Genomic DNA, 26,733 nt, shown 5'->3' with positions numbered 1-26,733 from the left:
TCACTCTCGAGATGATATTATTAGTATATATACTAAAATATTTGAAGAGAGGTGATATATTTGCGAAGAGACAGCAGCGAAACAAAGAGGAAAATACTGACCGTATGCGTTCGTCTCTTTTTGGAGCAGGGGTATAAAAACACCACTGTCAGTCAGATTGTGGACGAGGCAGGTGTGGCAAGGGGAAGCTATTTGAATCTGTTTCCTACCAAGGACAGAATTTTGCTGGAATTGACCGAAACGATGTTCGGCGGACAGTTCGGCGTGGCAAGAAGCATTGCAGACAGCAAGCTGCCGCCGGTTTACGCCTATGCGGTGGAAACGGCGATCCAACTGACACTGACCGAGCTGAACGAGAACCTGCGAGAAATCTACATTGAAGCCTATTCCCTGCCTGAAACATCGGAGTATATCTACCTGCATACCACGGCAGAGCTGAAGCAGATTTTTGGTGAAAATTTCCCCGATGATACCGAGAGCGACTTTTACGAGATGGAAATCGGCACGGCGGGGCTGATGCGCAGCTATATGGCGAGAAAATGTGATATTCATTTTCCGTTGGAACGCAAGCTCAGCCGCTTTCTGACGGCGGCGATGCGGGTGTATCGTGTACCGGAGGAAGAACAGGCAAAGGTGCTTGCCTTTATTCAGTCATTAGATATTAAGGCAATCGCCACAGAGGTTATGTATAAGCTGTTTGCCATGTTAGAAATGAAATACGATTTTAAGCTGTCAAAGAACGGCGAAATGGAGGAAACAAGATGAAGAAACGATTATTCAGTATCCTGCTTGCTCTGTGCATGGTGCTCTGCCTTGTGCCGACTACGGCATTTGCCGAGAGCGAGACGGAAGAACTGCCTGTATGCACCTGCGAAACAGCCTGCACGGCAGAAGCAATGAACGCAGATTGTCCCATCTGCGGCGCAGAGGGCGCTTTGCCGGAGAACTGTGCAAAGTGCGCCCAGCCCGCAGACGATGCGGCAGTGCAGCCGGAGGGGGAAGTGTCTGACCCCCAGCCGGAGGGGGAAGTGTCCGACCCCCAGCCGGAGGGAGAAGTGTCCGACCCCCAGCCGAAGACAGCCTTGACGGCGTTAATTGGCGGGAGCGAGACGGCAACAGAAGTTAGCACCGCGGATGAGCTGACTGCGGCTATTGCTGGTGTTAATTTCGACACCGTCAAGCTGGCGGCGAACATTAGCATCAGCATTTCCCTGACCGTCAACCGCCCTGATGTCACGCTGGATTTGAACGGCTATACTTTGACATGCGGTGATACGGAGTGCGATGATATATTCAGCGTGAATGAACACGGAAATCTGACGGTAAAGGACAGCGGTACCGGCGGTAAAATTGACGGTCAAAATAACAACTGCGGCTTCAGTATCAACGGCGGTATCCTGACCTTAAAAAGCGGCACCATCATAAACTGCATGACTGACGGTGACGGCGGTGCTGTGGATATCTCAGACGGCGGCAAATTTGAGATGAGCGGCGGCGCTATTACGAATTGCAAAGCCAGTGATGACAGTGGTGCGGTGGATATCGGTGATGGCTGCACTTTTATTATGAACAGTGGCACCATCAGCGGCTGCAGAGCGGATGACGATGCCGGTGCGATCTTTATCAAGGGAAATGCTTCCTTTTTAATGAACGGCGGAACGATTGAAAATTGTTCTGCCGGCAACTACGGCGGTGCGGTGAAGATACGCAACACCAGCAGATTCACCATGAATGGCGGCACCATCTCCAGCTGCACTGCCCAGCAAGGCGGCGGTGTATATGTAGACGGTAGCAGCACCTTCACCATGAATGACGGCAGCATCGCGAGCTGCACGGCGGTGAATGGCGGCAACAGTGTGTTTGTCGTCAAACCCAATGCCAGTTTTACCATGACCGGCGGCACGGTGGATGGCAGCATTGCGCTGCCCTACAAGGTCGGCAATAACACCGTTTACATGGACGGCCTTGGCACCGCAGCTTATCCCTATCAAATCAGCACCGCCGACCAGCTGAAGCTGTTCCGGGATATTGTCAACGGTGCGGGCGGCCAGACGCAGAACCGTGGCGCGTATGCTGTGCTGACTGCGGACATTGATTTGAATAACGAACCGTGGACGCCCATCGGTCCGGACAGAGACAGTGCCTATACCGGTACCTTTGACGGGCAGGGACACACCGTCAAGAATCTGAGTGTAACCGTCAATGTCCAGCCCGGTCGCGCCGGTCTGTTCGGTTGCGTAAAAGACGGCACCATCCGGAAACTGACGGTGGCAGGCTCGGTGTCATGTACTGCTAACCAGGGGTGGTGTGGCGGCATTGCGGGCTACGCTATGGACGAAACCATCGAAAACTGCGCCAGCCTCTGCACGGTCTCCTGCACAGGCTTAGATGCCAGAGTCGGTGGAATTGTCGGATTGGTCGACTATAATAGTCGTACGCTAATAATCCGCGATTGCTATAACATCGGAAAAATCACCGGCAGAAGCGACAACGGCAGTGGCGACGCCGGAGGTATCTGCGGATTTTATATGAACGGAAAGATTTCCAACTGCTATAATGTCGGCGAAATCACTGGTAGCGGATATGTTAGTAAAATCGCAGTCTCCGCCTATAATGATAGCAGACCCACCAACTGCTACTATCTGAGCGACACGGACACAGATCTCAATGGAACCGCCAAAACCGCCGCGGAATTTGCCAACGGTGACGTGCTGGATGAGCTTAAGGCTGGCCGCAACGATTCTCCATGGGACAGCTGCCAGTATGTGGCTGCGGCAAAAATAACCCTGCCCGTGTTCAAGGGACAGGGCGATGCTCATGAGCACAACGGTAACTGGACATCGAACGGCGACGGCACCCACAGCCGCCACTGCACCTGCAATGTCGTGGAAACACAAAACTGCTCCGGCGGCACGGCCACCTGCACCGAAAAAGCAAAATGCGCAGTTTGCGGTGCGAAATATGGCGATGTTCTGGGACATGATTTTACTACCAGTTGGACACATGATGATAACGAGCACTGGAAGCAGTGTTCCCGTTGCGATGAAAAGGATGACGTAGGCCCTCATACTTGGAACAGCGGTACGGTAACAACAGCGCCTACCTGCACAAAAGCGGGTGAAAAGACATATAGCTGCAACAAGTGCGACGCAACAAAAATAGAGCCGATTCCAGCCACGGGCCATAGCTGGAAGTCCGATTGGACGTCCGATGCAACGCATCACTGGCATGAATGCACCAATAAAAACTGCGATGTGACGGATAACGCGGGAAAGAAAGGCTACGCGGAGCACTCCGGCGGCAAAGCGACCTGCACCCAAAATGCCGTCTGTGAGTTTTGCAAGGCTGAGTATGGCGAAAAGCTGCCCCACGACTTCACGGCGGAGACCGTGGATGCAAAGTACCTGAAATCCGCCGACACCTGCACGGAAAAGGCAGTCTACTACAAGTCCTGCGCAGTCTGCGGTCTGAGCTCCGAGGGCACGGCGGATGAGGCGACCTTCTTCTCCGGCAATGCGCTGGACCACAACTGGGGCGCTTGGACGCAGAACAGCGATGAAAAGACCCACACCCGAATCTGTAAGCGTGACACCAGCCATACGGAAACCGAGAATTGCATCGATGCAAACAAAGACCACAAATGTGATATCTGCGATTATATAATCAGCGAGTGTGCAGACGATAACAAAGACCACAAGTGTGATTATTGCGGCAAGAAGCTGACTGAGCACACCGGCGGGAAAGCGACCTGCAAGGACAAGGCAAAGTGCGAAGTCTGCGGTGCGGAATACGGTGAGCTTGATGCGAAGAACCACACCGACTTAAAGCACTTCCCGGCAACTGCGGCGGCCAAGACCACCGAGGGCAATATCGAGTACTGGTACTGCGAAGGCTGCGGTAAATATTACAGCGACAAGGACGGTACAAAGGAAATCAAAAAAGCCGACACCGTAACGGCGAAGCTGAAGGATGATTCCAAATCTCCGCAGACCGGCGATACAAGCAACCTTGCTTTGTGGATTGCCTTGCTGTTTGTCAGCGGCGGTGCAGCTATTGGTACAACGGTTGTCAGCAGAAAGAAAAAGTACAACAGATAATTGAATAGCGTTCCATTGCTCATATCGAAAGAAAACGCCCAAAATCGCCCCGAAACCATACAACGGGAAACGGTTTTGGGTGTTTCTGCGTTTCGGGAGCAAATCGGCAATTAGGCAGCACAAAGGAGGTGTCCTCTATGCCCCGTATGCCGAAATACCTCAAGGAAGAATGGGCGTTCTGTCTTGAGGAGCGTGGCAGGAAGAAATATAGTAAGTGAATTTTGATGCCAAAAAAGAAACTCAATCTATTTGCCAGTAAATGCAATTATCACCGCCTCATAAGGGCGCAATATATTTCCTTCTCTGTCGTCCTCATAATTCCGGATCCAGACTTCCCCGGCTTTCCACTCATCAAGCAATGGGCAGCTAACTTCCTCATCCGTAAAGTTTGTACATACCAGCATCTTTGTATGCTCATCTGTTCTCGTATAGGCGAAAATTCTCTCATCTTCCGGCAGAAGAAGTTCAAATTTTCCATTCACGAATACTGGATTTTCTTTTCTTAACTGAATCAGCTTCTGATAATAGTAAAATACCGAATTTTCATCTTCCAGTGCCTCTTTCGCATTAATCCTGATATAATTTGGATTCACCGCAAACCATGGTTCTCCTGTTGTGAAGCCTCCGTTCTTCTCACTGCTCCACTGCATCGGAGTACGGGCATTATCACGACTTCTTGCGTAAATAGAATGCAGGATTTCTTCTGGCTGATATCCTTTTTTCAGTCGCTCTTTGTACATGTTCAATGTCTCAATATCTTCATATTCTTCAATGCTGTCAAACTGCACATTCGTCATTCCCAGCTCTTCTCCCTGATAAATGTAAGGAGTTCCCTGCATTCCATGAAGCATTGTCGCCAGCATTTTTGCCGACTCTTTTCTGTATTTTCCATCATTTCCCCAGCGTGACACGATTCTAGGAAGATCATGGTTGTTCATGAACAGACTGTTCCATCCTACCTGATATAAAGTATTCTGCCACTTTGCAAGGCATTTTTTCAGCTTTACCAGATTCAATGGAATCGTATCCCATTTTTCCTTTCCTTCTTCCTGATCAAGCATAATGTGCTCAAACTGGAAAACCATGGAAAATTCACTTCCATCCGGATTACTATATTTCTTTGCAATTTCCGGTGTTGCTCCCCAGGCTTCTCCTACAGTGATCATGTCGCCCTTCTGAAATGTTTCCCTGCTTAATTCACGCAGAAATTCATGCAACTTTGGTCCATTATTTGTGATCTTAAGATCTGGCTCTTTTGCAATCTGATCAATTACATCCAAACGAAATCCGCCTGCCCCTTTTTCCATCCACCAGAGAATCATATCATAGAGCTCTCTTCTCACTTTCGGATTCTCCCAGTTCAGATCCGGCTGTTTCACTGAAAATTGATGAAAATAATACTGTCCCAGTTCTGGAACCCACTCCCATGCCGGTCCACCGAACACAGAATTCATATCGTTTGGATAAACGTCTTCTTCTCCGTCACGCCACACATAATAATCATGATACGGATTGTCTTTACTTTTCTTTGCTTCCAAAAACCATCTGTGTTCATCTGAAGTATGATTCAATACAAGATCCATCATAATTCGGATTCCGCGTTTCTTTGCCTCCACAAATAACTGTTCCATATCTTCCATTGTTCCGAACATTGGCTCAATATCCTGATAATCTGAAATATCATATCCATTGTCATCCTGTGGAGAACGATATACCGGTGAGAGCCAGATTGCATCTATTCCAAGTTTTTTCAAATAATCCAGTCTGCTGATAATTCCTGGAATATCACCTATTCCATCTCCGTCCGAATCTTGAAAGCTTTTCGGATAAATCTGATATACGACTGCATTTTTCCACCATTTATTCTTATTTTCCATACCCAATTTCGATATCTCTCCGGCAGATTATCTGGTTCTACCGGGATATCCTCTCCTTTCTTTACATGCTCTCTAAATTCTACGAATGAGTGTTCCGTTCACACCAAGTATCTCTCCATCAAATTCTCGGGCAAAAAGAATTTTTCCATTTCCTTTTACTTTTATTTCTTCCTCCGATGCATTTAATAGAACCTCAATTTTATTACCTTCTTCATCTAATTTTATGTATTCTACACATCGATCATTTTTGTAAGTATCCGGAAAATGGAAATGCGGGCTTCTGCACATTTTCTCGTTTCTTCTAAGCATGATCAGTTTCCGCATCATTGCAATTTTTTCCTGATTCTCTTGGCTTTCGATCTCACTCCATGGCATACATCTTCTGCAATCCGGGTCATGTGCACCTTCCATCGCAATCTCTGTTCCGTAGTAAATGCAAGGACTTCCCGGAAGTGTAAAGAGAATTGCAAGCTGCTGATAGAATTTATCCAGATTATGAAAACGGTTCATAAGCCTCTCTGTATCGTGGGAATCCAGCAGATTGAAAAGTACATCGTTATTCTGCTGCATATACATAGTATAACAACGATTTACCATATATTCAAATTCCTCTTTTTTCATCGTTTTATCTAGAAAAAAGTCATGGATTCCACTGAGCAGCGGGTAATTCATAACGGAATCATATTCATCTCCTTGCAGCCACTGGCTTGCATCGTGCCAGATTTCTCCCAACAGATAAATGTCCGGTTTTATCGTTTTTAAATGTTCTCGCATCCGCTTTAAGAACCGATGTGATACTTCATTTCCCACATCAAAACGGATTCCGTCTATATCAAATTTTTGAATCCATTCCTCGCAGACCTTACAAAAATACTCAATTACTTCTTCATTATTCGTATTTAATTTTGGCATCGTATCTGCAAATGCAAAAGAGTAAAAGCGCCTGTCTCTTGTGTCTGCTCGTTTTCCGATCTCTTCCCAGTCTTCTATCATAAACCAGTCCGCATAACGGGAATCTTTCCCATGCTCCAGTACATCCATCCACGGCGCGAATTTTCTTCCGCAGTGATTAAATACTGCGTCAACCATAATACGGATTCCTTTTTCGTGCGCTTCCCTGCAAAGTGCTTTCATCATTTCTTCATTGCCGAAAGCCGGATCAATCTTTGTATAATCTGTAGTATCATATTTGTGGTTAGATTCTGCTTCCATGATCGGATTCAGATAAATTCCGGTAATTCCCAGCTCCTGAAGATACTGTAGTCTCTGACGGATTCCCTCCAGATTTCCTCCGAATTTTTCCTGATTTGTCACTGTTCCGTGATTTCTCCACGGTGTGATATCATTTCCATTCTTTTCCGGTGTCCCATTGCAGAACCTGTCCGGGAAAATCTGATACCAGATCGTATCATTCACCCATGCAGGTGTGCGGTTTATATCTGCTGGATTCATCCATGGTACAATAAAACACTGCTGCATACGGCCATCCATCTGAAGCTGTTCTTCTGTCAGGAAACCGTCTTCAAAATAATACCAGACTTCCTCTTCTGTTCTCAGCTCAAAATAATATTTGCATCTTTTATATGCAGGAAGAAGCGTTGTTGTCCACCAGATTTGATAAGGCAGACGTTTTTTATAAATAATTTCCTCTCTTTTTCCTGTCCATTTTTCATTTCCACCCAGAATCCCGGCCTCATAAGGATCTCCGTAATGGATAAACACCTGTTTTACATCATACCCGGTCTTAATATTTACAATCAGTCTGTCCTCATCCAGAGGATAACTCATCTGCTCTGATGTTTTATGATATACACCGGTAAATTCCATCTTATTCTTCCTCCAATTTTTCATAAACACGCAGGATTTCCCCTACACTCCACGCCTGTGCAAAACATCCTTTTGAAGAAACCGGAATCTCTCCATCATAAATTTCAGGGAGCTGGCCAATACATCCTTCACGCATTGCACTTTCCAACACTTCCAACTGCTTTGCCACAATCTCTTTTGCTTCTCTTGAATCTTTATTTACTTTTAGATAGGCGAGATAATATCCACCCATCGGAAAAGTCCAGACAGTTCCCTGATGATAAGCAAGATCTCTTTTTATCATCTCTCCACCATAACTTGCATGAAACTCCTCGTCTTTTGGATCTAATGTCCGAAGTCCATAAGGCGTATACAACCTTTCAAACACTGTATCTACAATCTGTCTTTCTTTCTCTTCGTCCAGCATAGTAAACGGCATAGACACCGCCCATATCTGATTACAGCGAATTTGTGTATCTGCCTTTGTTTCTGAGATTACATCCTTCAGGCAGTGTTTTTCCTCCATCCAGAATTCTCGTGCAAAAGATTCTTTCACTTTCTGTGCGAGTTCTCCATATTTCTGCTCTTCATTTTTCTTCAAAACTTCTGAAAACTTTTGCATGATACAAAGCGCATTATACCAGTAAGCATTGATCTCCACCGGTTTCCCATGTCTTGGTGTCGGAAGGATTTCTCCCACACGTACATCCATCCATGTCACCTGATCCAGCCCCGCTCCGGCACTGATAAGACCATCTTCTTCCATATGGATATTGAAATTTGTTCCTCTCTCATAACCGGAAATAATCCTTTGCATTACCGGATACATTTCCTCTACAAATTTGATGTCCTGAGTTTTTTCATAATATAACCACACGCAGTTGATAAATAATAGTGCCGCATCTACAGTATTATAAAGTGGCTCATTCTCCCCCTCCGGAAACAGATTTGGCATCAATCCATCCTTTTCATAAAATGCAAATGTCCGCAAGATTGATTTTGCACTTTCAACTCTTCCTGTGGAGATGCAGATTCCCGGAAGTGCAATCATTGTATCTCTTCCCCAGTCTTCGAAAAATGGAAAGCCGGCAAGGATGGTCAATCCATCCGTAGACTCTCTTTTTGAAAGGAACTTGTCTGCACTACAAACCAGTGTCTGTGCCAGTTTATTTTTCAAACCTGAAGTCTTTATAAGCTTCTCTTGATGATGGTTCTGTTCTTCTTTCATTTTATCAAATATTTTTTTTGCGTCTATACCTTTCAGACTTTCCATCGAATAAATCACTGTTAAATCTGTCTCTTCCCCTGGATTTACTCGTTTTTTAATCTGATAAACTGCGCCTGCTGTTCCATTTTCCCGTCTTCCATCACATTCATCGTAGCTATAAAAATACGTCTCTTTCTTTTCTGTGAATCCTTCTACTTCTCCATTTGTTTCAAAGAAAAGAGCATACTTTCCATCGGTAATCTTTTGCGCTTGTCTTGAAAAGATCTTATCTTCTTTCAAATCTTCCCCTTTGGGTTCAAATTGAAAAAACGGAGTTACACAGAGAGCGGCCTCTTTCTGACCACGGTTTTTCAGATGATAATTCACTGCAATCTGATTGCTGCCCTGTGCCATCACAATCTCTTTTTCTATCTCTATTCCGTTTATCAGATAACGCCACGAAGGAAGAATTTCAAAAGAAAATTCTGTAAGATAACGGTATCCTTCTTCTTTTGTTCCATCCGCAAATTCCTGAGTTGAAAGAACATACTTTGATTCTCCAATACCCAGTTCTTCTTTTATACGATGAACCATATTTACTCTGTGATTTGGAGCTTTCGTACATGACATGAATACCGAATGGTCATTTCTTGCCACAGCTCCGGTCATCGTAAGCGAAGAAAAACCTCCCAGTCCATTGGTTAAAAGATAGCAATTTTCAAGTCCTCTCTCTAATGTTTTCCAATCCTGTCTGCCATAAATCCACTTCATTTACTACTCCCCCTTAATCATTATTTACGTCCAAGTATCAACACGCTCTGCGGTGCAGCTTCTATCTGTCTGTCTGCACAGATTCCTTTTTTCCAACACCAGCTATCATCTGCATCGCTTAAGATTTCCCAGCCGTCATCCAAATATTTCACTTTATAACTACTTTTTTTTGCATTGTAAATTATCTTCACCTGACTCCATCTTGATGCTTCATCATTGAGCACAGTAAAACCTACTACGTCTTTTTCTTTCCACATATCCGTGATTTGTTTATAACTGTCTTTTGATTTGTCACAAAGTCCGGAGAGCTGTTTTCGAAGTGCAATCAATCCCTGATAATAATGAACCAGTTCCCTATTTTCCCATGCCTTTTCCCAGTTGATACGATTCAGGGAAATCGGTGATTTAAAGGTATTATCCTGTCCATCTTTTGTACGGGCAAATTCTTCTCCTGATAGGAAAAACAGTGTTCCCTGACAAGTCATATAGACTGCTGCCGCCATTTTATTCAGCCTCATACATTCTTCCTCCGGGACTGTCTCTTTTAATTTATCCCACAGGGTATGATTGTCATGTGCTGATACATAGGTAACAATCTGTGAAGGTGCTTTGACATTCTCAAATCCTTCCGCCTGATAAGGATTTACACACCATGCTGCCACACTTGCAAGCATTTCATCTTCTTTTCCTTCTGCACCGTTTATAAACCCGGCTTCCTTTGCACGTAGTGCAGAGCCTTTGATTCCATCTCGAGTACTGTCACAGAACGCTCCGATATTTTCATCCAGAAGCCCAATATTTTCTTTTGCTACCAGTTTTCTGCCGCCTTCTACTGCCGACTGATCTGCTGCCCAAGGTTCTCCGTAAATAATCTTCTTTCCTTTTCCGTATCGCTGATCCAGTTCACTTCGAATCCGGTTCATCAGGTCTACATCCAGAAGTCCCATCAGGTCAAAACGGAATCCGTCAATATGATATTCCTCTGTCCAGTAAAGCACTGATTCCAGAATATATTTCGCACACATCTCTCTTTCGCTTGCAACATCATTTCCACATGCAGAACCATCGGAGATCTTCCCATCCGGAAATACCCGGTAAAAATACCAAGGTACAGTTCTCTGAAACCAGGAATCCAATGAATAAGTATGATTGTAAACCACATCCATAATCACACCAAAACCAGCTTCATGAATTGCCTGAATCATCTCTTTCATTTCTCTGATTCTCACCTCTCCATGTCTGGCATCTGTCGCATAGGAGCCCTCCGGCACATTGTAATTGACTGGATCGTACCCCCAATTGAATTCAGTATCTTCCCCTGCTTCATTTACAGAACCATAGTCATACATCGGCATGATCTGAATGTGTGTCACCCCGAGTTCTTTTAAATAATCCAGACCGGTCGGATGAATCCCATCCTTATTCAAAGTCGTATGTCTGCACGTAAATGCTTTGTATTTCCCACGATATTCTTCCGGAAAACCACCCGCCTTATCCCATGAAAATTCTTTTACGTGAAGTTCATATACGATTCTCTCCGGTCCTTCTTCTGGTGTCTGATCTTTTTCCCATCCTTTTGGATTGGTCTTTTTCAGATTCACTGCCATGCTGCGCAATCCGTTAACTCCGCATGCCTTTGCATATGGGTCTGCTGATCGGACTTCTTCGCCATTGCGTGTAATCAGATAATCATAATAAACACCGTGAAGTTCTTCTTTGCTCTCCCAACTCCACACACCCTTTTCTTCTTTTTTCATCGGAATCTGCTTGTATGCATTTCCTCCATCTCCTGTCTGATACAGGTTTAAACTAATGCATTCCGCCTGTGGTGACCACAGGCGGAATGTCGTTCCTTCTTCTGTACATTCTACGCCAAGATTATTTTCCTCATAAATATAATTTTCAAAAAACTCTTTTGTAGAATAATATTTTTTTAATTCTATTTTATCTTTCATCATCTTTCTTATCCTTTCACTGCACCTGATACTCCATCTACATAGTATCTCTGCATGAACAAGAACAGAATCGCAATCGGAATTGAAATCAGAACTGCCCCAGCTGCAAAACTGGTGTACCAACTGTCAATATATTCTTTTTCCAACATTTTCCAAAGTCCAATTGCAATCGTATACTGGTCTGAGTTTGCTCTGCAGATTACCTTTGCAAAAATGAAATCGAGCCACGGAGCCATGAAAGATGTCAGCACTGTATATACAATGATCGGCTTACTAAGTGGCAGTGTGATCTTGCTGAAAATCTGCCATCTGGTACATCCATCCAAAAGTGCAGCTTCATCAATTGCAACCGGAATTGTATCAAAGAATCCTTTTGCAATCTGGAAACCCAGCCCTGCACCACCGGAATAACATAAGATCAGAGCCAGTTTAATCAGGTTTCCTTCTGTAAGTCCCATCGCCTTTAAGATAAAATACACAGCGATCATGGACATAAATCCCGGGAACAATCCCAAAATCATTGCCATGTTCATATATGGTTTTCTCATTTTAAATTTCAGTCTGGACAAACAGTAGGAAACTGCCAGCACATAAAATGCTGATAAAATGCAGGAACAAATTGCAATAAACAATGTGTTCATAAACATCTGCGGGAAATTCAAAATGGATGTATCAGTAAACAGTTTTATATAGTTGTCAAGCGTAAATGCTTTCGGGAAGAAGGTTGATACGTAAGAGCCTTTTTCCGCACGGAAGCTCGTCAGAATTACCCATGCAATTGGGAAAAGCCAGATAATTGCCAACACCGCAAGAACAATATGTACGATCGTATTGTTGATCATTTTCTTCTTTTTTGCAGATTGTAATTTCTTTCCTGCCATGATTAAAATCCTCCTTCTTCTTTATAGGATTTACTGTTACGGTATGTAAGAAGGCAACCGATTGCCAGAATGATAAAGGTCATAATTCCGATTACCGCACCAATGTTATAGTACTGTTTATCAATTGTCAGTTTGTAAAGCCATGTAACCAGAAGGTCTGTCTTACCTGCAGTTGAAGAAAGGTTTGTTACCGGATCTCCTCCTGAAAGAAGATAAATGACATTGAAGTTATTGACATTTCCCGTAAAGGTTACGATCAGATACGGTGTTGTCACATACAACATATATGGCAGCGTGATCTTTGTAAATGTCTGGAATGCATTTGCTCCATCCACTTTTGCGGCTTCATAAAGTTCTCCCGGGATGTTCTGAAGTACACCTGTCAGCTGAAGCAGTGTATACGGTACTCCTACCCAGACATTGATGATGATAACAGTCACTCTCGCCCATGTCGCATCTGTAAAAAACGGAAGGCTTGCATCACTTGCAATCAATCCAATATTTCTGAGAAGTACGTTGACCGCTCCTTCCGGCTGCAACATGGTACGCATGATCAAAAGAGATACAAACATCGGCACTGCACAGGAAAGAACAAAACAAAATCTCCAGAATCCTTTTGCTTTTGTTCCCTTTCTGTTAATCAGAAGGGAAAGGATCATTCCAAAAATATAATTGCTGAAAGTTGCAAAAAACGCCCAGATGATCGTCCATCCCAAAACAGACCAGAAGGTACTTCCAAGAATACTTTCGGAATCAAACAATGTCTTGAAATTATCAAGTCCCACCCAGTCAAACAGCATCAGATGGTTGCCGATACGGCTGTAATTGGTAAATGCCATACAGATCATGAACACCAACGGAAGTACAGTAAACACAAAGATGAATGCCGTTGGTGGCGTCATAAACAAGCGATACAGATTCTCATGCAGAAAAGATTTCAGATCTTCTGCAAATGTATTTACATGCATTCCCGCTTTCTGAATACATTCTGCTTTATATGCACTTCTTAAGGTTCCTCTCCATACAAGGATCATAAGAATTGTCAACAAGATTGTCGCCACACCATAAAGTAAAATCAGAACGGACTGATCTCCTTTTGTGTAAATATAGATTTGCTTCGCTTCATCCCATACTTCTTGCTGCTGCACAGTTCCAAGTGTCCGTAAACCACCGATAAACCCAATTCCATTTACTGCCATAAAGACGATGTAGGCAATTTCAACTGCCAGATACAAAAGTCCTTTGATAATCTGACCATGTACAATGTTTCCAAATCCCATCAGAATCATGGAAAGCTTAGTCTCTACTCCACCTTTTTTCACTGCATTTTTGCAGGTATATGGCGTTGGAAATTCATTGATTTTTTTCTTAAACATACTCATTCCGCTCACCTCTTAATTAATTCCATTGCTGTTCATTGCTTCATTCATTGCTTCCGTCTGTTCTTCGGCATTTTCGTGTGTCACACTCTTGTTACGAATTCCTTTTCCCATATTCTCGACCGGTGTCCAGCAATTACTCATGGACGCCACGAACGGCTGGAGTATTGATGTATTATTAAAGGTATCATTCTGTGCCTGAACAAGTGGATCGGATGCAATATCCTTTTCTTTCAGAAGTTCTGTATTACATGGAATCACGGTTCTCATCTCGTAGTGTGCTCTCTGTGCATCACTTCCTCCCAGATAAACAGCAAGTGCAACTGCCTGTTCCATACATTCACTATGTGCATTAACTCCGATTGCCTTTGAACCGGCATATGCAAGCATCTGCTTCTCTTGTCCGTTAATTGTATAGGTCGGAAGCGATGAAACTCCCATATTATCTCCAAGTGCTTCTTTTATTGCATTTGCATCCCACGATCCGGTAAACATTGCCTTTACACTGCCATCACGAAGTCCTGCAAGTCCTGATCCATCTGCGTCAATTTTAAAATTTGGATTTGCTGCCAGATCAATTGCATAATTGGTTGCATCCACTGCCTTTTCTCCTGCAAAATCAACTCCTTTTGACTCATCTGTTCCATCTCCAAACAAGGTGCATCCATTTCCCAGATAGAATGCCGGAAGATACCACGAATTAGTGAATGGGAAGGATACTGTTCCTTTTTCCAGCATCGTATCCAGATTTTTCACATCTTCTTCTGAAAATACAGACTTGTCATAAAACATATACCAGGTATTAGTTGTAAACGGAACCCCGTAAAGTTCTCCGTCAACCGTCAACGAATCTAGAAGTTCTTCCGAGTTGGTTGATTCAATCTCTTCTTTATACTTTCCACCAAATTTTGCTACTGCATCCGCATCTGTAAGCGATGTGATCCTATCATTTGCATACAAAAATACATCTGCGCTTGCTTCCGGATCCTGTGCCACCTGATCTGCGGCAGTCGCTTCGTCAGCTACTCCATAGACAAATGTAATATCCCATTCCGGGTGCTCTTTTGCAAAATTGTTACACATTGTCTGAAGCCATTCACCACTGTCTTTTGACTGATCTTCGGATGGAGACCATACCATCAGTCTGACTTTTTCTGACCTTTTATCCGCCGTACTGCTCCCGCATCCGGTTAGTGCTGCTGCCACCAGCGTTACAGTCATGATTCCTGTTAGAAATGTTGCTAGCCCTCTTTTCATCGTCTTTCTTCCTTTCATTTTATGTTTCGTATTGTTTCGTTAAACTTAATATACGTCTTTTTCAATTTTTCGTCAATCTCTTTTCAATCCGCTGCTTTTTTTTGTTATTTTTTCACATTTCCCACCTTGTTTTTTTGTGCATTATTTTTTATTTTCTTGTTTTCGAAACTCGTCTAAACTTTTATTCTTCCTATAGTTCATTGCTTTTTACTATATCATTGTATATAATAAAATAAGATTTATTTTCCTACTTCATGAAAGGATCACATATTATGACTACAATCCAAGATATTGCTGATAAGATGAATGTTTCCAAGAGTACTGTATCCAAAGCACTCAATGATGCACCTGATATCAGCGAAACTTTACGGAAACAGGTTTTAGAAACTGCTGTAGCCCTGGGTTATACTAAACTACGTCGTTATAAGAAACCCGTAAAAAAAATCTGTATTATAACAGAAAAAGAGAATATACAATACGAAGAGCCACATCATTTTGCCTATGACATTCTGCTTGGTTTTCGCCAAATGGCTGAACCAGCCGGTTTTGATATTGAAATCGTACCTGTGGACGTTCAAATGCAACGGAACCAACGTTATGATGTTTTTATGTTGGAGCATGATTACGTAGGAGCTTTTGCAATCGGCTTTTCCCTGAACGACCCTTGGATTCAGGATTTTAAAACCAGCCACACTCCTGCCGTGCTTTTCGATAACTATATTATTGGGAATCCTTCTACTGCTTATGTAGGTATTGATAATGATGAGGGAATGGAACTTGCTGTCTCTTATCTTGCCGGACTTGGTCATCGTAAGATTGCCTATCTCAGCGGTTCTCTTGGCTCTCAGATTCTTCAGATACGACATGCAGCCTTTCTCCGTGCCATGCACCAGCATGGACTGAAGACTTCTTCTGATTCTACCGGCTGCTCTTATTATTTGTCTGAATGTATGGAAAAGCACCTGCCTCGGTTTCTGGAAAAAGGAATGACTGCTATCATCTGTAGTCAGGACACTCTTGCCAATTCAGCCCTTATCCAGTGTCAACAACTAGGATACAAGGTGCCTGAGGATATCAGTATTATTGGATTTGATGATATTCCGATTGCAGCATATACGTCTCCTCCATTGACTACAGTCAGACAAGACCGGCTTGAACTTGGGAAAAGCGGGTTCTTTGCACTATCAAGCCTGCTTAATAGCATTTCAATCAGTACATTTTTGTTACATGCGCAGCTAATTGAACGAAAATCTACGGGAGAAGTTCCTGTGACATAATATTTATCTAATTATTTTTATACAAAAAGGTTAGGAAACTCCCTTTCGGTTGTTTCCTAACCTTTTTTGATGGCATCTTTTATATTTTCCCAGTCCTATCCTAACCATATACCCAGCTTATTTTTTTCTATATTTTAACGGAGAAACTCCATATGTTTTTTTGAAGCTTCTGATAAAATAGCTTACATTCTGATATCCACTCTGCATTGCGATCTCTGTAACAGGAGTATCCGTATCTTGTAACAGCTGTTTTGCATGCTCTAACCGTAAATGTGTTATATATTGCGAAAGTGTAATATGAAAATGTTCCTTAAAATATCGCGATATATATTTTTCCGAAAGATGAAACTGTTCACCGAACTCTTTTAATGATATCTTTTCCATAAAATTCTGCTGTATATATGAAATCATTTCTTTTTCTATCGTATTTCTCCCGCTTTTATCATTTTCGATTACAAAGCCCCTCTCCCACATTTCAAGAATAAATTGTAAAAGAATTATTTTTATCTTTATCTGAGCAGTTATTATGGACTCAGTTTTCTTATTTTTTGCCACATATATTTCAACCAACTGCTCACATAGTTCTTTTGCTGTATCTTTTACTCTTGGACTTATCATCAGATGACCATTTTTTAACGGCTCCAGTAATTTATCATCTAACATGTCATTTATGCAAAAAGATATGTATTTTAATGGAAAAAGGAAAGTAAAATAATCCACTGTACCAGTCTGTGAACCCATGAAATGCAGATTACCCGGCGACACTACAAAAGCATCCCCGGGGGTTCCAATATAATTTTCTCCTGATATACTAACAGTCAAAAAACCACTTTTTACATATATAATTTCCAGTTCATCATGCCAATGAACCGGTATCTGAAATGATCGTCCTTCATTTTTTATATGATATGTACTAAACGGATCATCCTTTGTACCATGTGGTTTATTTTCCTTTAATTCAAAGTACATAATCTCTCCTATACTTCTATAAGACCTTTACTTTTCCATTTTCCACTCTTCCATCTAAGTACCATTCCCACTGCTCTCGCACATTCGTCACCTGCCATAGCAATATATGCTCCTACAGCCAGAAGTCCCATGTGTATTCCGAGAAAATAGGTTCCGCCAACTGCAAACAAATACATAAATATCGCACCTAATATAACCGGAAAAAATGCGTCTCCGCTCGTTTTTAACGCCTGCCCATATACAAGGTTTGTTACCCTTCCAAGTTCAAGAAATATATCTACTATTAACAACTTTACCACAAGATTTATCATCTGTATATCATCCGTAAATATATGCACGATAAAATGTCCGGCAAATGCAAAGGTCACGGAAAAGCATGTCGCTGTGATGATACCATATATCGCAGCTTTTCTCGTCCCCTTGTTACATTCCTCAAACTCTTTTGCTCCAATTCTCCAGCCGGTCATAATTGCATTTGCCTGAGCAAGGGCAGCTCCCACGCAATACGAGAAATTTGCAATCTGTATCGCATATGAACGCGCTGTAACATTCATTCCATCCACATCCATCTGATTCATAAAACGCACTATAAATGTCATTGCGATGTTGTAAAGTGCTGTTTCAAGCGCAGAAGGAAAACCAATCTTAACAATCTGTGCAAATATCTTTCTTGATGTAATTCGCTCAGGACTCTGCTTTGCTTTTATAAGTACAGCCCCCATGCCGGCTACAATAATAAGATTTACAACTCTCGAAATAACCGTGGCAACAGCAACTCCCATCACACCCCAGTTGAATGCAAATAAAAATACTGAATTAAGTATTATATTGAGAACATTTCCAACAACCGTTCCTATCAAAGAATGTTTTGTATATCCAAACACTCTCAAATAACTGGAGAAAATAGGAATCAGTGCATTTAAAAAACATGTGCCGCCAACAATTCTAAGATATATTTCAGCCGGCTCAAGCAAAGCCGGAGCAATACTTACGATTCTAAGTATCCCACCAGAAAAAGTAGCAAGAACGACAGACATTACGATACCTATCAATGCGTTGAATATAAGTCCAAGTTGTCTTGCCTGATACGCTATCCCCGGTCTTCCAGCTCCGATATTTTGTGACATAACGGCTATCATACCCGATGATATTACTCCAAACATAATAATAAAAACACCTATATATGTATTTGCTGTTCCCACTGCTCCTACAGCCTGATCACTTACAGATGATAGCATAAGCGTATCAACCATACCTGAAAGCATATAAAATAAAGTTTCTAAGCATATTGGCACAGATAGCTGTGTTAATGTTTTTCTTTCCGCTGCCATAGTTTTTCTCCTCACATACAATTCAAGAATACCATATCAATAATACGATATATTTCTATGTAATTCTTGTATAATATCATGTGAAAATTGCACTATTTCTACTTTATCTTAAAGAACACTGGGTGCGAGCTATATGGAATAAAAGAAAAAGACTACAGTTTATATTCTGTTCAATACATTTAGTCGGCGTTATAACAATTGATTACTCATGCTTACAAGGATTTGCAAATCAGGATAACTTTTTCCGTTTTCCCAATTTGAAACAGTTTGCCTGGTAACATGAAATAATTTACCAAACTCCTCTTGTGTTAATTGATTGTCTTTATTCTTTTAACACCAGTTCTTTTTCTTATTTTCTATACAGTTTTCCAGTCTTCTACACTAAGGATTGCTTCATGTTCGCGTCCACCTGCATGGTAGTAGATATCCTGAAATTCTGCATATTTTTTTAGTTTGTCCTTCTGTGCATCCAAGCTGTAACCATCAACCTGAATTGCTGTTGATACACGAGTATATATGTAGCATTTTGTTTTCTTTTTCAATAACCTAACCTCCCAGTTTATTCATTTGTCAATTTTCCCGACTGCTCAGCTAACTTCTTTTCTTCTCTCTTTACCCTACGTTCTAATTTTTTAATATCTTCTGATGCGGGCAAATTTTCTGGCTTAATCCCCCTCTGCCCCAGCATATCCCTAACTGACGTATTATTTTCAACATGCTCAACAGTAATAGCCGTCTCACCCTGTAAGTCTTTTTCTTCAACATTATAATTTGTCATTTCAGTTGCAAGGTTCTTTGCAGCAATAGTAAGTGTTGGTAAAAAATCTGCAAGCGGCCTTTTATCTTGCACTCCTAAACGTTCTTTCATTTGTTTTGTAGTGAATCCTCCAAATAAAGCCTGATCCCCCTTAGATCGGATACGTCCAAATCCAGCATCATCAACTCCACGTTCATATATATTTTGAGACAGTCGTTTTTCAGATTCTCGAAGCTTTCCTCTTGCCTCAGTTCTTTCAATATAAGAAATCCTTTCTTCTATCAATTCCTGTTTTCTTGTTTGAACTGCAAAATAGCTTTGTGCAAAAGCGATCTGTTCTTTACGAGGATCTCCGTTCTCTGCAATAAGATAACATGCATAACGTGTAAGCATATAATCTTCTACTTCTCTATTTGCGCCACTTCCCAGAATAACCATTTTACTGGCATCAGCAAAATGATCCTCTACTACAATGCCATTATTTGCACAAGCAACTTTTGCCTTTAATAAAACATTTTCAAAATTTTGCCATTTTGAATAATCTAGCAAATGCATTAATTCACGTGCATACCAAAATTCAACTCCGTTTTCTTCATGCCTAATTTCATCAAATCTTTTCTTATAATTCATTATCATTTTCTTTTCCATATTAGACTTTCTCCTCCCACATTAAACCATTTTACTGACGTCAGTAAAATGGTCTATTCCTCTTTTTCCCTCAGTTTGTCATAATACGCTTTATACCTATAAATCGTCCGCTCACTGACATTGTTCCTCTTCGCAATTTCTACCATTGTCATGCCGCTCTCATACCCAACAACAAAATCATTATAAATTGCCATCCACTTGGCGTTATGTTTCTGACGACCGCTTAACTTACGATTTCTGTAATACTCCAATTCCTCCCGGAGTTCTGCATTCTCTTTTTCCAACTCCTCAATTCTTTTTAATGCCTCTTCAAGTGTTACAGTTTTCTCCATTACTCTGTCCTCCGTTCATGTCATTTTCGTTTTGTCTATATTATAAATATCTATGTCACTTTAGTCAATCCGATTATGTCATGTCGCATCATTTTTTACAATAGCTTTCATACAATCGAAATACCGCTGATATCTTTTACAGGCTAAACTTCTCCAAAAGCAGTCAGCCTGTATGTTTTTTATCCAATCACGTAAAATCCATTTTCTTTTTATTGCCGGTCCATATTTTAAGATCAGTGCTGTCACAACATCCACACATCTCTCAAATCAGTCTTAATACATCAGTATTATTACCTTGTCCCTTGAACACTTCCATATCTGCAAAAAGGACATCCCCTGACCTGTAAAATCTACAGTTCCGGAATGTCCTTTTTTCCATACTTCACTATATTTTTAACACATGATACTGCTTATCCACAATCTATATGATTCCAAAATGTCTAAATGCCTGCATAATCGCATCTTCCTTCTCCGGTGTACACTGTGGCTGTCTCGCATTCTCTGATTTAGCCGGATTGAAGTTCTCACCGACATCTAATCCACACTTCTTCTTAATCTGTGCGATATACAGTGATGAAACCTTCAGTCCTGTCTTTTCAAGTACATATGCCTTTATCTGCTCATAAGTTGCTTTTCCCTTAAATTCAGATAAATCCATATCCTCCAGAAAGAAGTCCACCTTCACTTTTCTACTGTCGACCATTCCCTTGGAAAGTAAAACAACCGTCTCACAGAACATATTTTATCGCAAGGCTTTTAAAAATGGAATAGATTTTACCAAACGACAGTTTTCAAAAAACTTATATCGGTTGCATTTTGTCAAAAGTACAAAACTTTTTGAAGCCAAGTGCTTTTAATTCCTGTTATGATACTGAGGATATCCCAACAATACTTGCTATCCCTGATACCTTATTCTTTCTACCAGCGTTTCCTTTTTCAGATTACTGCTTAAAACACAGGAAAGCACAATTTGTAGAATACCAACCAGAAGAATCATAACAAGAATCGGGATAAGAGGAACGTGATAAACGTTCATTCCAAAAATCCCATTATGCTTCGCATAGGAAAACAGTGCATAGCCAAGGGGCAGACCGGCAGCAAGTGCGACGCAGATGGTGCCAACCGTAAAAATCAAGCCCTGTATTTGTAAGCTCAGATTCAACTGCCTATTGGTCATGCCTACCGCTTGCAGCACACCGTATTCCTGCTTCTTCGTGGTGATATTGATGATCATGGTGTTTGCCAGATTCATAAACCCAATGAGACCGACAATTGCCATAAACAGATAGCAGCCAAGCTTCATCATACGGCTTGCGTATTCTGCAGATTGTAACTGTGCATGATAGGTATCCATTTTTATATGCGAAGTATTAGAAATCAAAGTATTCAGACTCTGTTCCACAGATGCAACATCTTTTTTATCACAGTCCACCCACAGATAGCCATAGGCTGTCCCCCTCGGATTCATGGAACGGTATACACCTTCCGGAATGACAAGATAAGTGTCCGCACTTACAAAAGATCCTGCAATCTTTCCCTGATAGGTATAAGTTCCACTTCCATTCTCAAAGTCAAATGCAATGGATTCACCCGGAGCATATCCATCTTGTTCCATCCACGTTGACCAGCCAAAGAAAATATCACCATTCTTTACCGCCTGATCATAGTCCATAGAGCCAATATCCCCGTCTTGGCGCATAAAATCAAAATCATTTTTACTCACAATATCAGCCGGAAATCTTGTTCCGTTCAGATTTACAGAGACAATCTCTCTCGTCATGACATCTGTTACTCCCGGAATGCTTTTGATTTCTTCAATCATTGAATCATTCAGTGGGTTGTTCTGTAGGATTGTGTCCAGATTATTCTCCGAATAGGCTTCATCATAATTCTGGGAATAATCCAGCTGCAACTCAAATTGTCCATGGTTGATTGCAATCCGCGCCTCGTGCTCCGTGTCAATATTCCCAACATAATTAGAGATAATTACGAACAATACACAGGAAAGCCCCATGGTAAGAATCGTAGCAATGGTTCTTTTCGGATTGCCTGTCACATTTGCCATTGCCATGGAGAAAACGGTGACATCTTTTCTGCCTTTTCGTCTGCCCTGTTTTTGCGTTTTGGAGCCGTCAAGATACCGTGTCGCTTCGATGGGTGAAATCCGGGAAACAATTTTCATGGGTTTGCGCAGAGCCAAAACGACCGTAAGAAACGATACAAAAATGCAGATGAGCATAATTGTCAGTGAAAACAGAGGCACCTGATGGTTCTTGATTCCGGACGATACCAGATTTCCCTGCTCCACCAGCCAGTTGAAGCTGACTTTTGCAATCAGGAAACCAAACAGCAGACCCAGCGGTATCGAAGGAACCGCCAGAAGAATGCCCTCACGAAAGATCAACTGCTTCATCTGCTTTCTGGTTGCACCCAGCGCCTTGATTTTTCCGTACTCCTGAACCTTCTGGGCGATCCCGACCTGGAAGATATTATAAATGACCACAACGGAAAACAGCACGATTCCGAGGATCAGGGTTCCACAAACCACAATCATTTCATAGCTCGGCTGCAATACCCACTGCAGGTAGAGGTCATTGATGATCACGTTTTTCTGGTCAATGCCGCAGGAATCCGCGATTTCTTTTATAACAGGCGCAACATTATTCATAGATACATTTGCAGAATCGCTCAAGGTAAAATAGATATTATATCGCCTGTCACCCTCCGCAACACGCTCATTATAAAAATCCCGCGAACCGAATACAACATAGGAAGCCTCGATGGTATATTCATCCCGGTCATATAAAATCCCGCTGACAACAAATTCTTCCGGCTTATATTCTGACCGCATCCCTGCACGGTAATCCAGTGTAACCGTATCTCCGACCTTTACATCATCATATCCCATTGCACGAAAAAACGCTCTTCCGGCGGCAATTTCCTGCATTTTTTCCGGATACTTTCCTTCCTTTAATTCATATTCTTTATTATAAGGAAGCATTTTTCTTGCAGTCTCATCCATGCAGACAAACCCGCCTTTTTCATTGCCTTTTATGATACCTTCGGTGCACATAGTGCCTGTAGCATCTATTTCCGCACGGCGGTTTACTTCTTTTAACTGCGATTCGTCTGCGGAAACAAACAGACCATAATTGCTTCCATATGAGCCTGTCGCCTGACTTTTCTGTAAACGGATCATTCCATTTCCCACAGTACTGATAATCACAAGCAGCATCGTAGTCAGACATATGGACATCATAATTAGTATACTTCTTGTCTTGTTCTTTTTGTCATTGCTATATGCAATTCTGCTTATTGTCTTCATCTGAAATCCACCACCTGTCCGTCCTCAATCACCAGAATACGGTCAGCGACCTGTGCAATTTCGTCATCATGGGTAATCATTACAATTGTCTGTCCATATTTTTTTGCTGTCATCTTAAGCAGAGCGATTACCTCATCACTGGTCTTAGAATCAAGATTTCCTGTCGGCTCATCTGCAAATATAATTTCCGGACGATTCACCAGTGCTCTTGCAATTGCTACTCTCTGCTGCTGTCCTCCGGATAACTGATTTGGCAGATTATAAATCCGGTTTTCAATCCCCAGAGTTGCAATAATATCATTTACATACGCTTCATCCACTTTTCTTCCATCCAGCCCCAGTGGCAGTACAATATTTTCCCAGACATTAACAGATGAAACCAGATTAAATGCCTGAAAAACAAATCCGATTTTTCTTCTGCGGAAAACAGCAAGGGCATCTTCCTTCATCCTGTATAAATCTTTCCCCGCTAAAGTAACTCTGCCTTTTGTCGGGGTATCAAGCCCTCCAAGCATATGAAGTAATGTACTTTTACCGGAACCTGACTTTCCAACAATTGCGACAAATTCTCCCTGCTCAATCTGAATGTCCACCTGATTTACCGCTTTGACCTGATTCTCACCTGCACCATAAAACTTACAAAGCTGCCTGGTTTCTAATATCACACTCATGTGTTGCCTCCTTTTCAATTCTGTAAAGCGTACCTTTTCAGCACGCTTTCTTTGCCTGTTTATATATTTGGTCATTTTTCAACCTACATCCAAATTGTATCAGGGCAATCTTTCATTTCACTTTCAAAAAACGAGCAGAAGTCTTACAGAATTGTAAGATTTCTGCTCACTTAAAATTTAACCAACATATGGTAATTGAATCACAAACGTGCTTCCTTTTTTCTTTTTGCCGGAGGTTACCGTAATCGTACCTGCGTGTTTTTCGATAATTTCTCTCGATAGAAAAAGTCCGATTCCTGTACCACTCTTTTCCATGACCTCCTTGGAACTTCCTCTGTAAAATCGTTGAAAAATTTTGTGATACTCATTCTGCGGAATACCAATTCCCTGATCCTCAATTTCCATTCTTACAAGATCGTTTCTTTTTTGTAACCGGATAAATATTTTTGAACCACACGGACTGTACTTGATTGCATTATCCAAAACGTTAATCACTGCTTCACCAAACCACCTTTTATCCTGCATAATCGTGCATGTTTCCAGCTCTTTTTCATAGTCAAAAACGAATTCAATTTCTTTCTCATCCGCTTTAGGATAAGTGCGGTTCACAGCAGATATGACAGTATCCATAAGCGGAAGTTTTTTCTTATTAATCTGAATCAGTCCAGTTTCCATCTTGGATATTTCAAGAAGCGACTGCAATAATGTCTCCAGTCCATCCAGAGCACTCCGACAACGGATACGAAACTCCTCCTGTTCTGTGGCACTTAAGTCATTCTGCATCAGCACACTAAAACATGTATCCAAAGCTGCAACCGGTGTCTTTAACTGGTGAGAAATATCAGAAACCATTTCTTTCGTGTTCTCCTTTTCTGCCCGTGCCTCTTCCTTTAGCAACTGAATATGATGTCCGATTGCTTCAAGCTGGTCATTCAATTTTTCCAGTTCTGCATGATTTTCCGTTTTCAGTAAATCATCAAATTTGTTTTCACGGAATCTGATCAGAATTTCTTCCAACTGGTCTAAAATTTTCTGATGACACGCACCTTCTTTTTTCTTCCAATAAAGTAAAAAGGTCAAAAGAAGCACGCATATCAAAGTGCTTACAACACCGGTCACCATAACCTGATGCCGGAATTGTGAATAAAATGTATTCCCATTATTTCCCCAGTATCCATATTGCTCCAATAATTGCCTTCCCTGTTCGTTCGTTTCAATATCCTTATCCTTAAGCAATTCCGAAACAACATCCAGCCCGGAAAATTCTTCCTTTGCAGCAATCTCTGTCATAAGATTCATTTTATATTTATAATCTTCATAAAACACATACGTGGTAAAGCAATTTAATATTGCAAACAATAATATGACAGGTAATACCAAGGAGAGCACTACTGTAATCTTCTTGCGATATCTCTTTGTCACTGCCTTATCTCCTGATTCCATATATACCCAAGACCTCTGATATTCTTTATATAGACCGGTGCAGCCGGATTGTCTTCGATTTTCTCACGGAGTCTTCTGATATTGACAGCGATTGTATTTTCATCCACAAAATCCCCTTCCAGATCAAACACATTTTCCAATATTTGTGTTTTTGAAAGAATCTGTTTCGGATTCTGAAGAAAAAAAGTCAGCATTTTCAACTCCGTTTTTGTCAGACTGATTTCACGACTCTTTATCAGGACTTTCATTTCTCCTGCGATAAATACGATATCTCCCGAAATCATCTTTCCGGCTTCCGTTTTCTCCTGTCTGCGGCGGAAATGTGCTTCTATTTTCAAAAGAAGTACCGAAAGACTAAACGGCTTTGTAATATAATCATCTGCCCCTGCTTCATATCCCATGACCTGATCCATCTCCTGATCTAGTGCTGTAAGACAAATAATGTATGTATTATAATTGCATCTCATCCACCTTACAAATTCCAGTCCATTCCCATCCGGAAGATTCACATCACAAATGGTAACATCCACATTATTATCACTTGCAATTCTTTTCGCTTTTTTCATTGATTCTGCTGAAAAAACCTCATATCCGGATTTTTTCAGTGAGAATGTAATTCCACGATTTAAATTTTCATCATCTTCAACCACGAGTATACCTGGCATAGCATATGCACCTCTCTTTATTAACTATTCATCTTAAAATGCTTCAATGCCTCCACAATTGCACTCTCTTTATCTTCTGGACACT

General features: G+C 41.6%; 19 protein-coding genes and 2 pseudogenes. 3 read left to right on the top strand and 18 right to left on the bottom strand.

What is annotated here, in order from left to right:
* The first annotated feature begins 51 nt into the window (after window positions 1–51).
* The gene (locus tag PG766_RS04665) at window positions 52–765 is read left to right on the top strand and encodes a TetR/AcrR family transcriptional regulator (protein WP_270590523.1); all 714 of its coding nucleotides are present in this window, start codon (window positions 52–54) and stop codon (window positions 763–765) included.
* Window positions 762–4,097, top strand: coding sequence for a hypothetical protein (locus tag PG766_RS04660; RefSeq protein WP_270590522.1), 3,336 nt, complete (start codon window positions 762–764; stop codon window positions 4,095–4,097). The genes PG766_RS04665 and PG766_RS04660 overlap by 4 nt, the downstream gene beginning before the upstream one ends.
* A gap of 245 nt (window positions 4,098–4,342) precedes the next feature.
* Here PG766_RS04660 and PG766_RS04655 read toward each other — a convergent pair whose 3' ends face one another.
* The 7 genes from PG766_RS04655 to PG766_RS04625 all read right to left on the bottom strand — a co-directional run bounded on the left by PG766_RS04655 (window position 4,343) and on the right by PG766_RS04625 (window position 15,230).
* Window positions 4,343–5,974: a glycoside hydrolase family 13 protein gene (locus PG766_RS04655; protein ID WP_270590521.1), complete on the bottom strand. Its 1,632-nt coding sequence runs from the start codon at window positions 5,972–5,974 to the stop codon at window positions 4,343–4,345.
* Between the two features lie 72 nt (window positions 5,975–6,046).
* A complete protein-coding gene (locus PG766_RS04650; protein ID WP_270590519.1) occupies window positions 6,047–7,801 on the bottom strand; it encodes a glycoside hydrolase family 13 protein in 1,755 nt (584 codons plus the stop codon).
* 1 nt (window position 7,802) lies between these two features.
* The gene (locus tag PG766_RS04645) at window positions 7,803–9,758 is read right to left on the bottom strand and encodes an amylo-alpha-1,6-glucosidase (RefSeq protein WP_270590517.1); all 1,956 of its coding nucleotides are present in this window, start codon (window positions 9,756–9,758) and stop codon (window positions 7,803–7,805) included.
* Window positions 9,759–9,778: 20 nt separating this feature from the next.
* Window positions 9,779–11,713, bottom strand: a complete 1,935-nt coding sequence (pulA, locus tag PG766_RS04640) for a type I pullulanase (RefSeq protein ID WP_270590553.1) — start codon at window positions 11,711–11,713, stop codon at window positions 9,779–9,781.
* Between the two features lie 8 nt (window positions 11,714–11,721).
* A complete protein-coding gene (locus tag PG766_RS04635; RefSeq protein WP_117557902.1) occupies window positions 11,722–12,594 on the bottom strand; it encodes a sugar ABC transporter permease in 873 nt (290 codons plus the stop codon).
* Window positions 12,595–12,596: 2 nt separating this feature from the next.
* Entirely contained in the window at window positions 12,597–13,976 is a 1,380-nt protein-coding gene (locus tag PG766_RS04630; RefSeq protein ID WP_117824206.1) for a carbohydrate ABC transporter permease, read from the bottom strand.
* Between the two features lie 12 nt (window positions 13,977–13,988).
* A complete protein-coding gene (locus tag PG766_RS04625; protein ID WP_117824207.1) occupies window positions 13,989–15,230 on the bottom strand; it encodes an extracellular solute-binding protein in 1,242 nt (413 codons plus the stop codon).
* Between the two features lie 272 nt (window positions 15,231–15,502).
* Here PG766_RS04625 and PG766_RS04620 point away from each other — a divergent pair, with 272 nt between their 5' ends.
* Complete coding sequence (locus PG766_RS04620; protein ID WP_117835188.1) at window positions 15,503–16,507, top strand: LacI family DNA-binding transcriptional regulator; 1,005 nt, start codon at window positions 15,503–15,505, stop codon at window positions 16,505–16,507.
* A gap of 117 nt (window positions 16,508–16,624) precedes the next feature.
* On the opposite strand, the gene PG766_RS04615 is transcribed toward PG766_RS04620, so the two are convergent.
* The 11 genes and pseudogenes from PG766_RS04615 to PG766_RS04565 form a co-directional block, all read right to left on the bottom strand.
* On the bottom strand, window positions 16,625–17,476 hold the full coding sequence (locus PG766_RS04615) for an AraC family transcriptional regulator (protein ID WP_270590515.1): 852 nt from the start codon (window positions 17,474–17,476) through the stop codon (window positions 16,625–16,627).
* Window positions 17,477–17,484: 8 nt separating this feature from the next.
* On the bottom strand, window positions 17,485–18,807 hold the full coding sequence (locus PG766_RS04610; RefSeq protein ID WP_117557912.1) for an MATE family efflux transporter: 1,323 nt from the start codon (window positions 18,805–18,807) through the stop codon (window positions 17,485–17,487).
* Between the two features lie 189 nt (window positions 18,808–18,996).
* Window positions 18,997–19,110: pseudogene (locus tag PG766_RS17075) on the bottom strand (helix-turn-helix transcriptional regulator); the annotation flags it as partial.
* A 119-nt stretch (window positions 19,111–19,229) separates the two neighbouring features.
* Window positions 19,230–19,349: pseudogene (locus tag PG766_RS17070) on the bottom strand (recombinase family protein); the annotation flags it as partial.
* A 17-nt stretch (window positions 19,350–19,366) separates the two neighbouring features.
* Window positions 19,367–20,212: a DNA damage-inducible protein D gene (dinD, locus tag PG766_RS04595; protein ID WP_055247963.1), complete on the bottom strand. Its 846-nt coding sequence runs from the start codon at window positions 20,210–20,212 to the stop codon at window positions 19,367–19,369.
* A gap of 53 nt (window positions 20,213–20,265) precedes the next feature.
* Window positions 20,266–20,544: a helix-turn-helix domain-containing protein gene (locus PG766_RS04590; RefSeq protein ID WP_008368854.1), complete on the bottom strand. Its 279-nt coding sequence runs from the start codon at window positions 20,542–20,544 to the stop codon at window positions 20,266–20,268.
* Window positions 20,545–20,965: 421 nt separating this feature from the next.
* Window positions 20,966–21,202: a hypothetical protein gene (locus PG766_RS04585; protein WP_044998564.1), complete on the bottom strand. Its 237-nt coding sequence runs from the start codon at window positions 21,200–21,202 to the stop codon at window positions 20,966–20,968.
* Between the two features lie 237 nt (window positions 21,203–21,439).
* On the bottom strand, window positions 21,440–23,869 hold the full coding sequence (locus tag PG766_RS04580) for an ABC transporter permease (RefSeq protein ID WP_270590513.1): 2,430 nt from the start codon (window positions 23,867–23,869) through the stop codon (window positions 21,440–21,442).
* Window positions 23,866–24,540 carry an ABC transporter ATP-binding protein gene (locus PG766_RS04575; protein WP_117557928.1) on the bottom strand — a complete coding sequence of 225 codons (675 nt, stop codon included), beginning with the start codon at window positions 24,538–24,540 and terminating at the stop codon, window positions 23,866–23,868. Before PG766_RS04575 ends, PG766_RS04580 begins: the two co-directional genes overlap by 4 nt.
* Window positions 24,541–24,717: 177 nt before the next feature.
* On the bottom strand, window positions 24,718–25,983 hold the full coding sequence (locus tag PG766_RS04570) for a sensor histidine kinase (RefSeq protein WP_270590510.1): 1,266 nt from the start codon (window positions 25,981–25,983) through the stop codon (window positions 24,718–24,720).
* On the bottom strand, window positions 25,959–26,648 hold the full coding sequence (locus tag PG766_RS04565; RefSeq protein WP_270590508.1) for a response regulator transcription factor: 690 nt from the start codon (window positions 26,646–26,648) through the stop codon (window positions 25,959–25,961). Before PG766_RS04565 ends, PG766_RS04570 begins: the two co-directional genes overlap by 25 nt.
* Between the last annotated feature and the right edge of the window lie 85 nt (window positions 26,649–26,733).

The sequence above is a fragment of the Coprococcus sp. LG101-27 genome (assembly GCF_027695515.1).
GTDB classification, from domain to species: domain Bacteria; phylum Bacillota; class Clostridia; order Lachnospirales; family Lachnospiraceae; genus Allocoprococcus; species Allocoprococcus comes.
The sequence above is the reverse complement of the archived record's forward strand: the minus strand, read 5'-3'. Positions and strand labels throughout refer to the sequence as shown.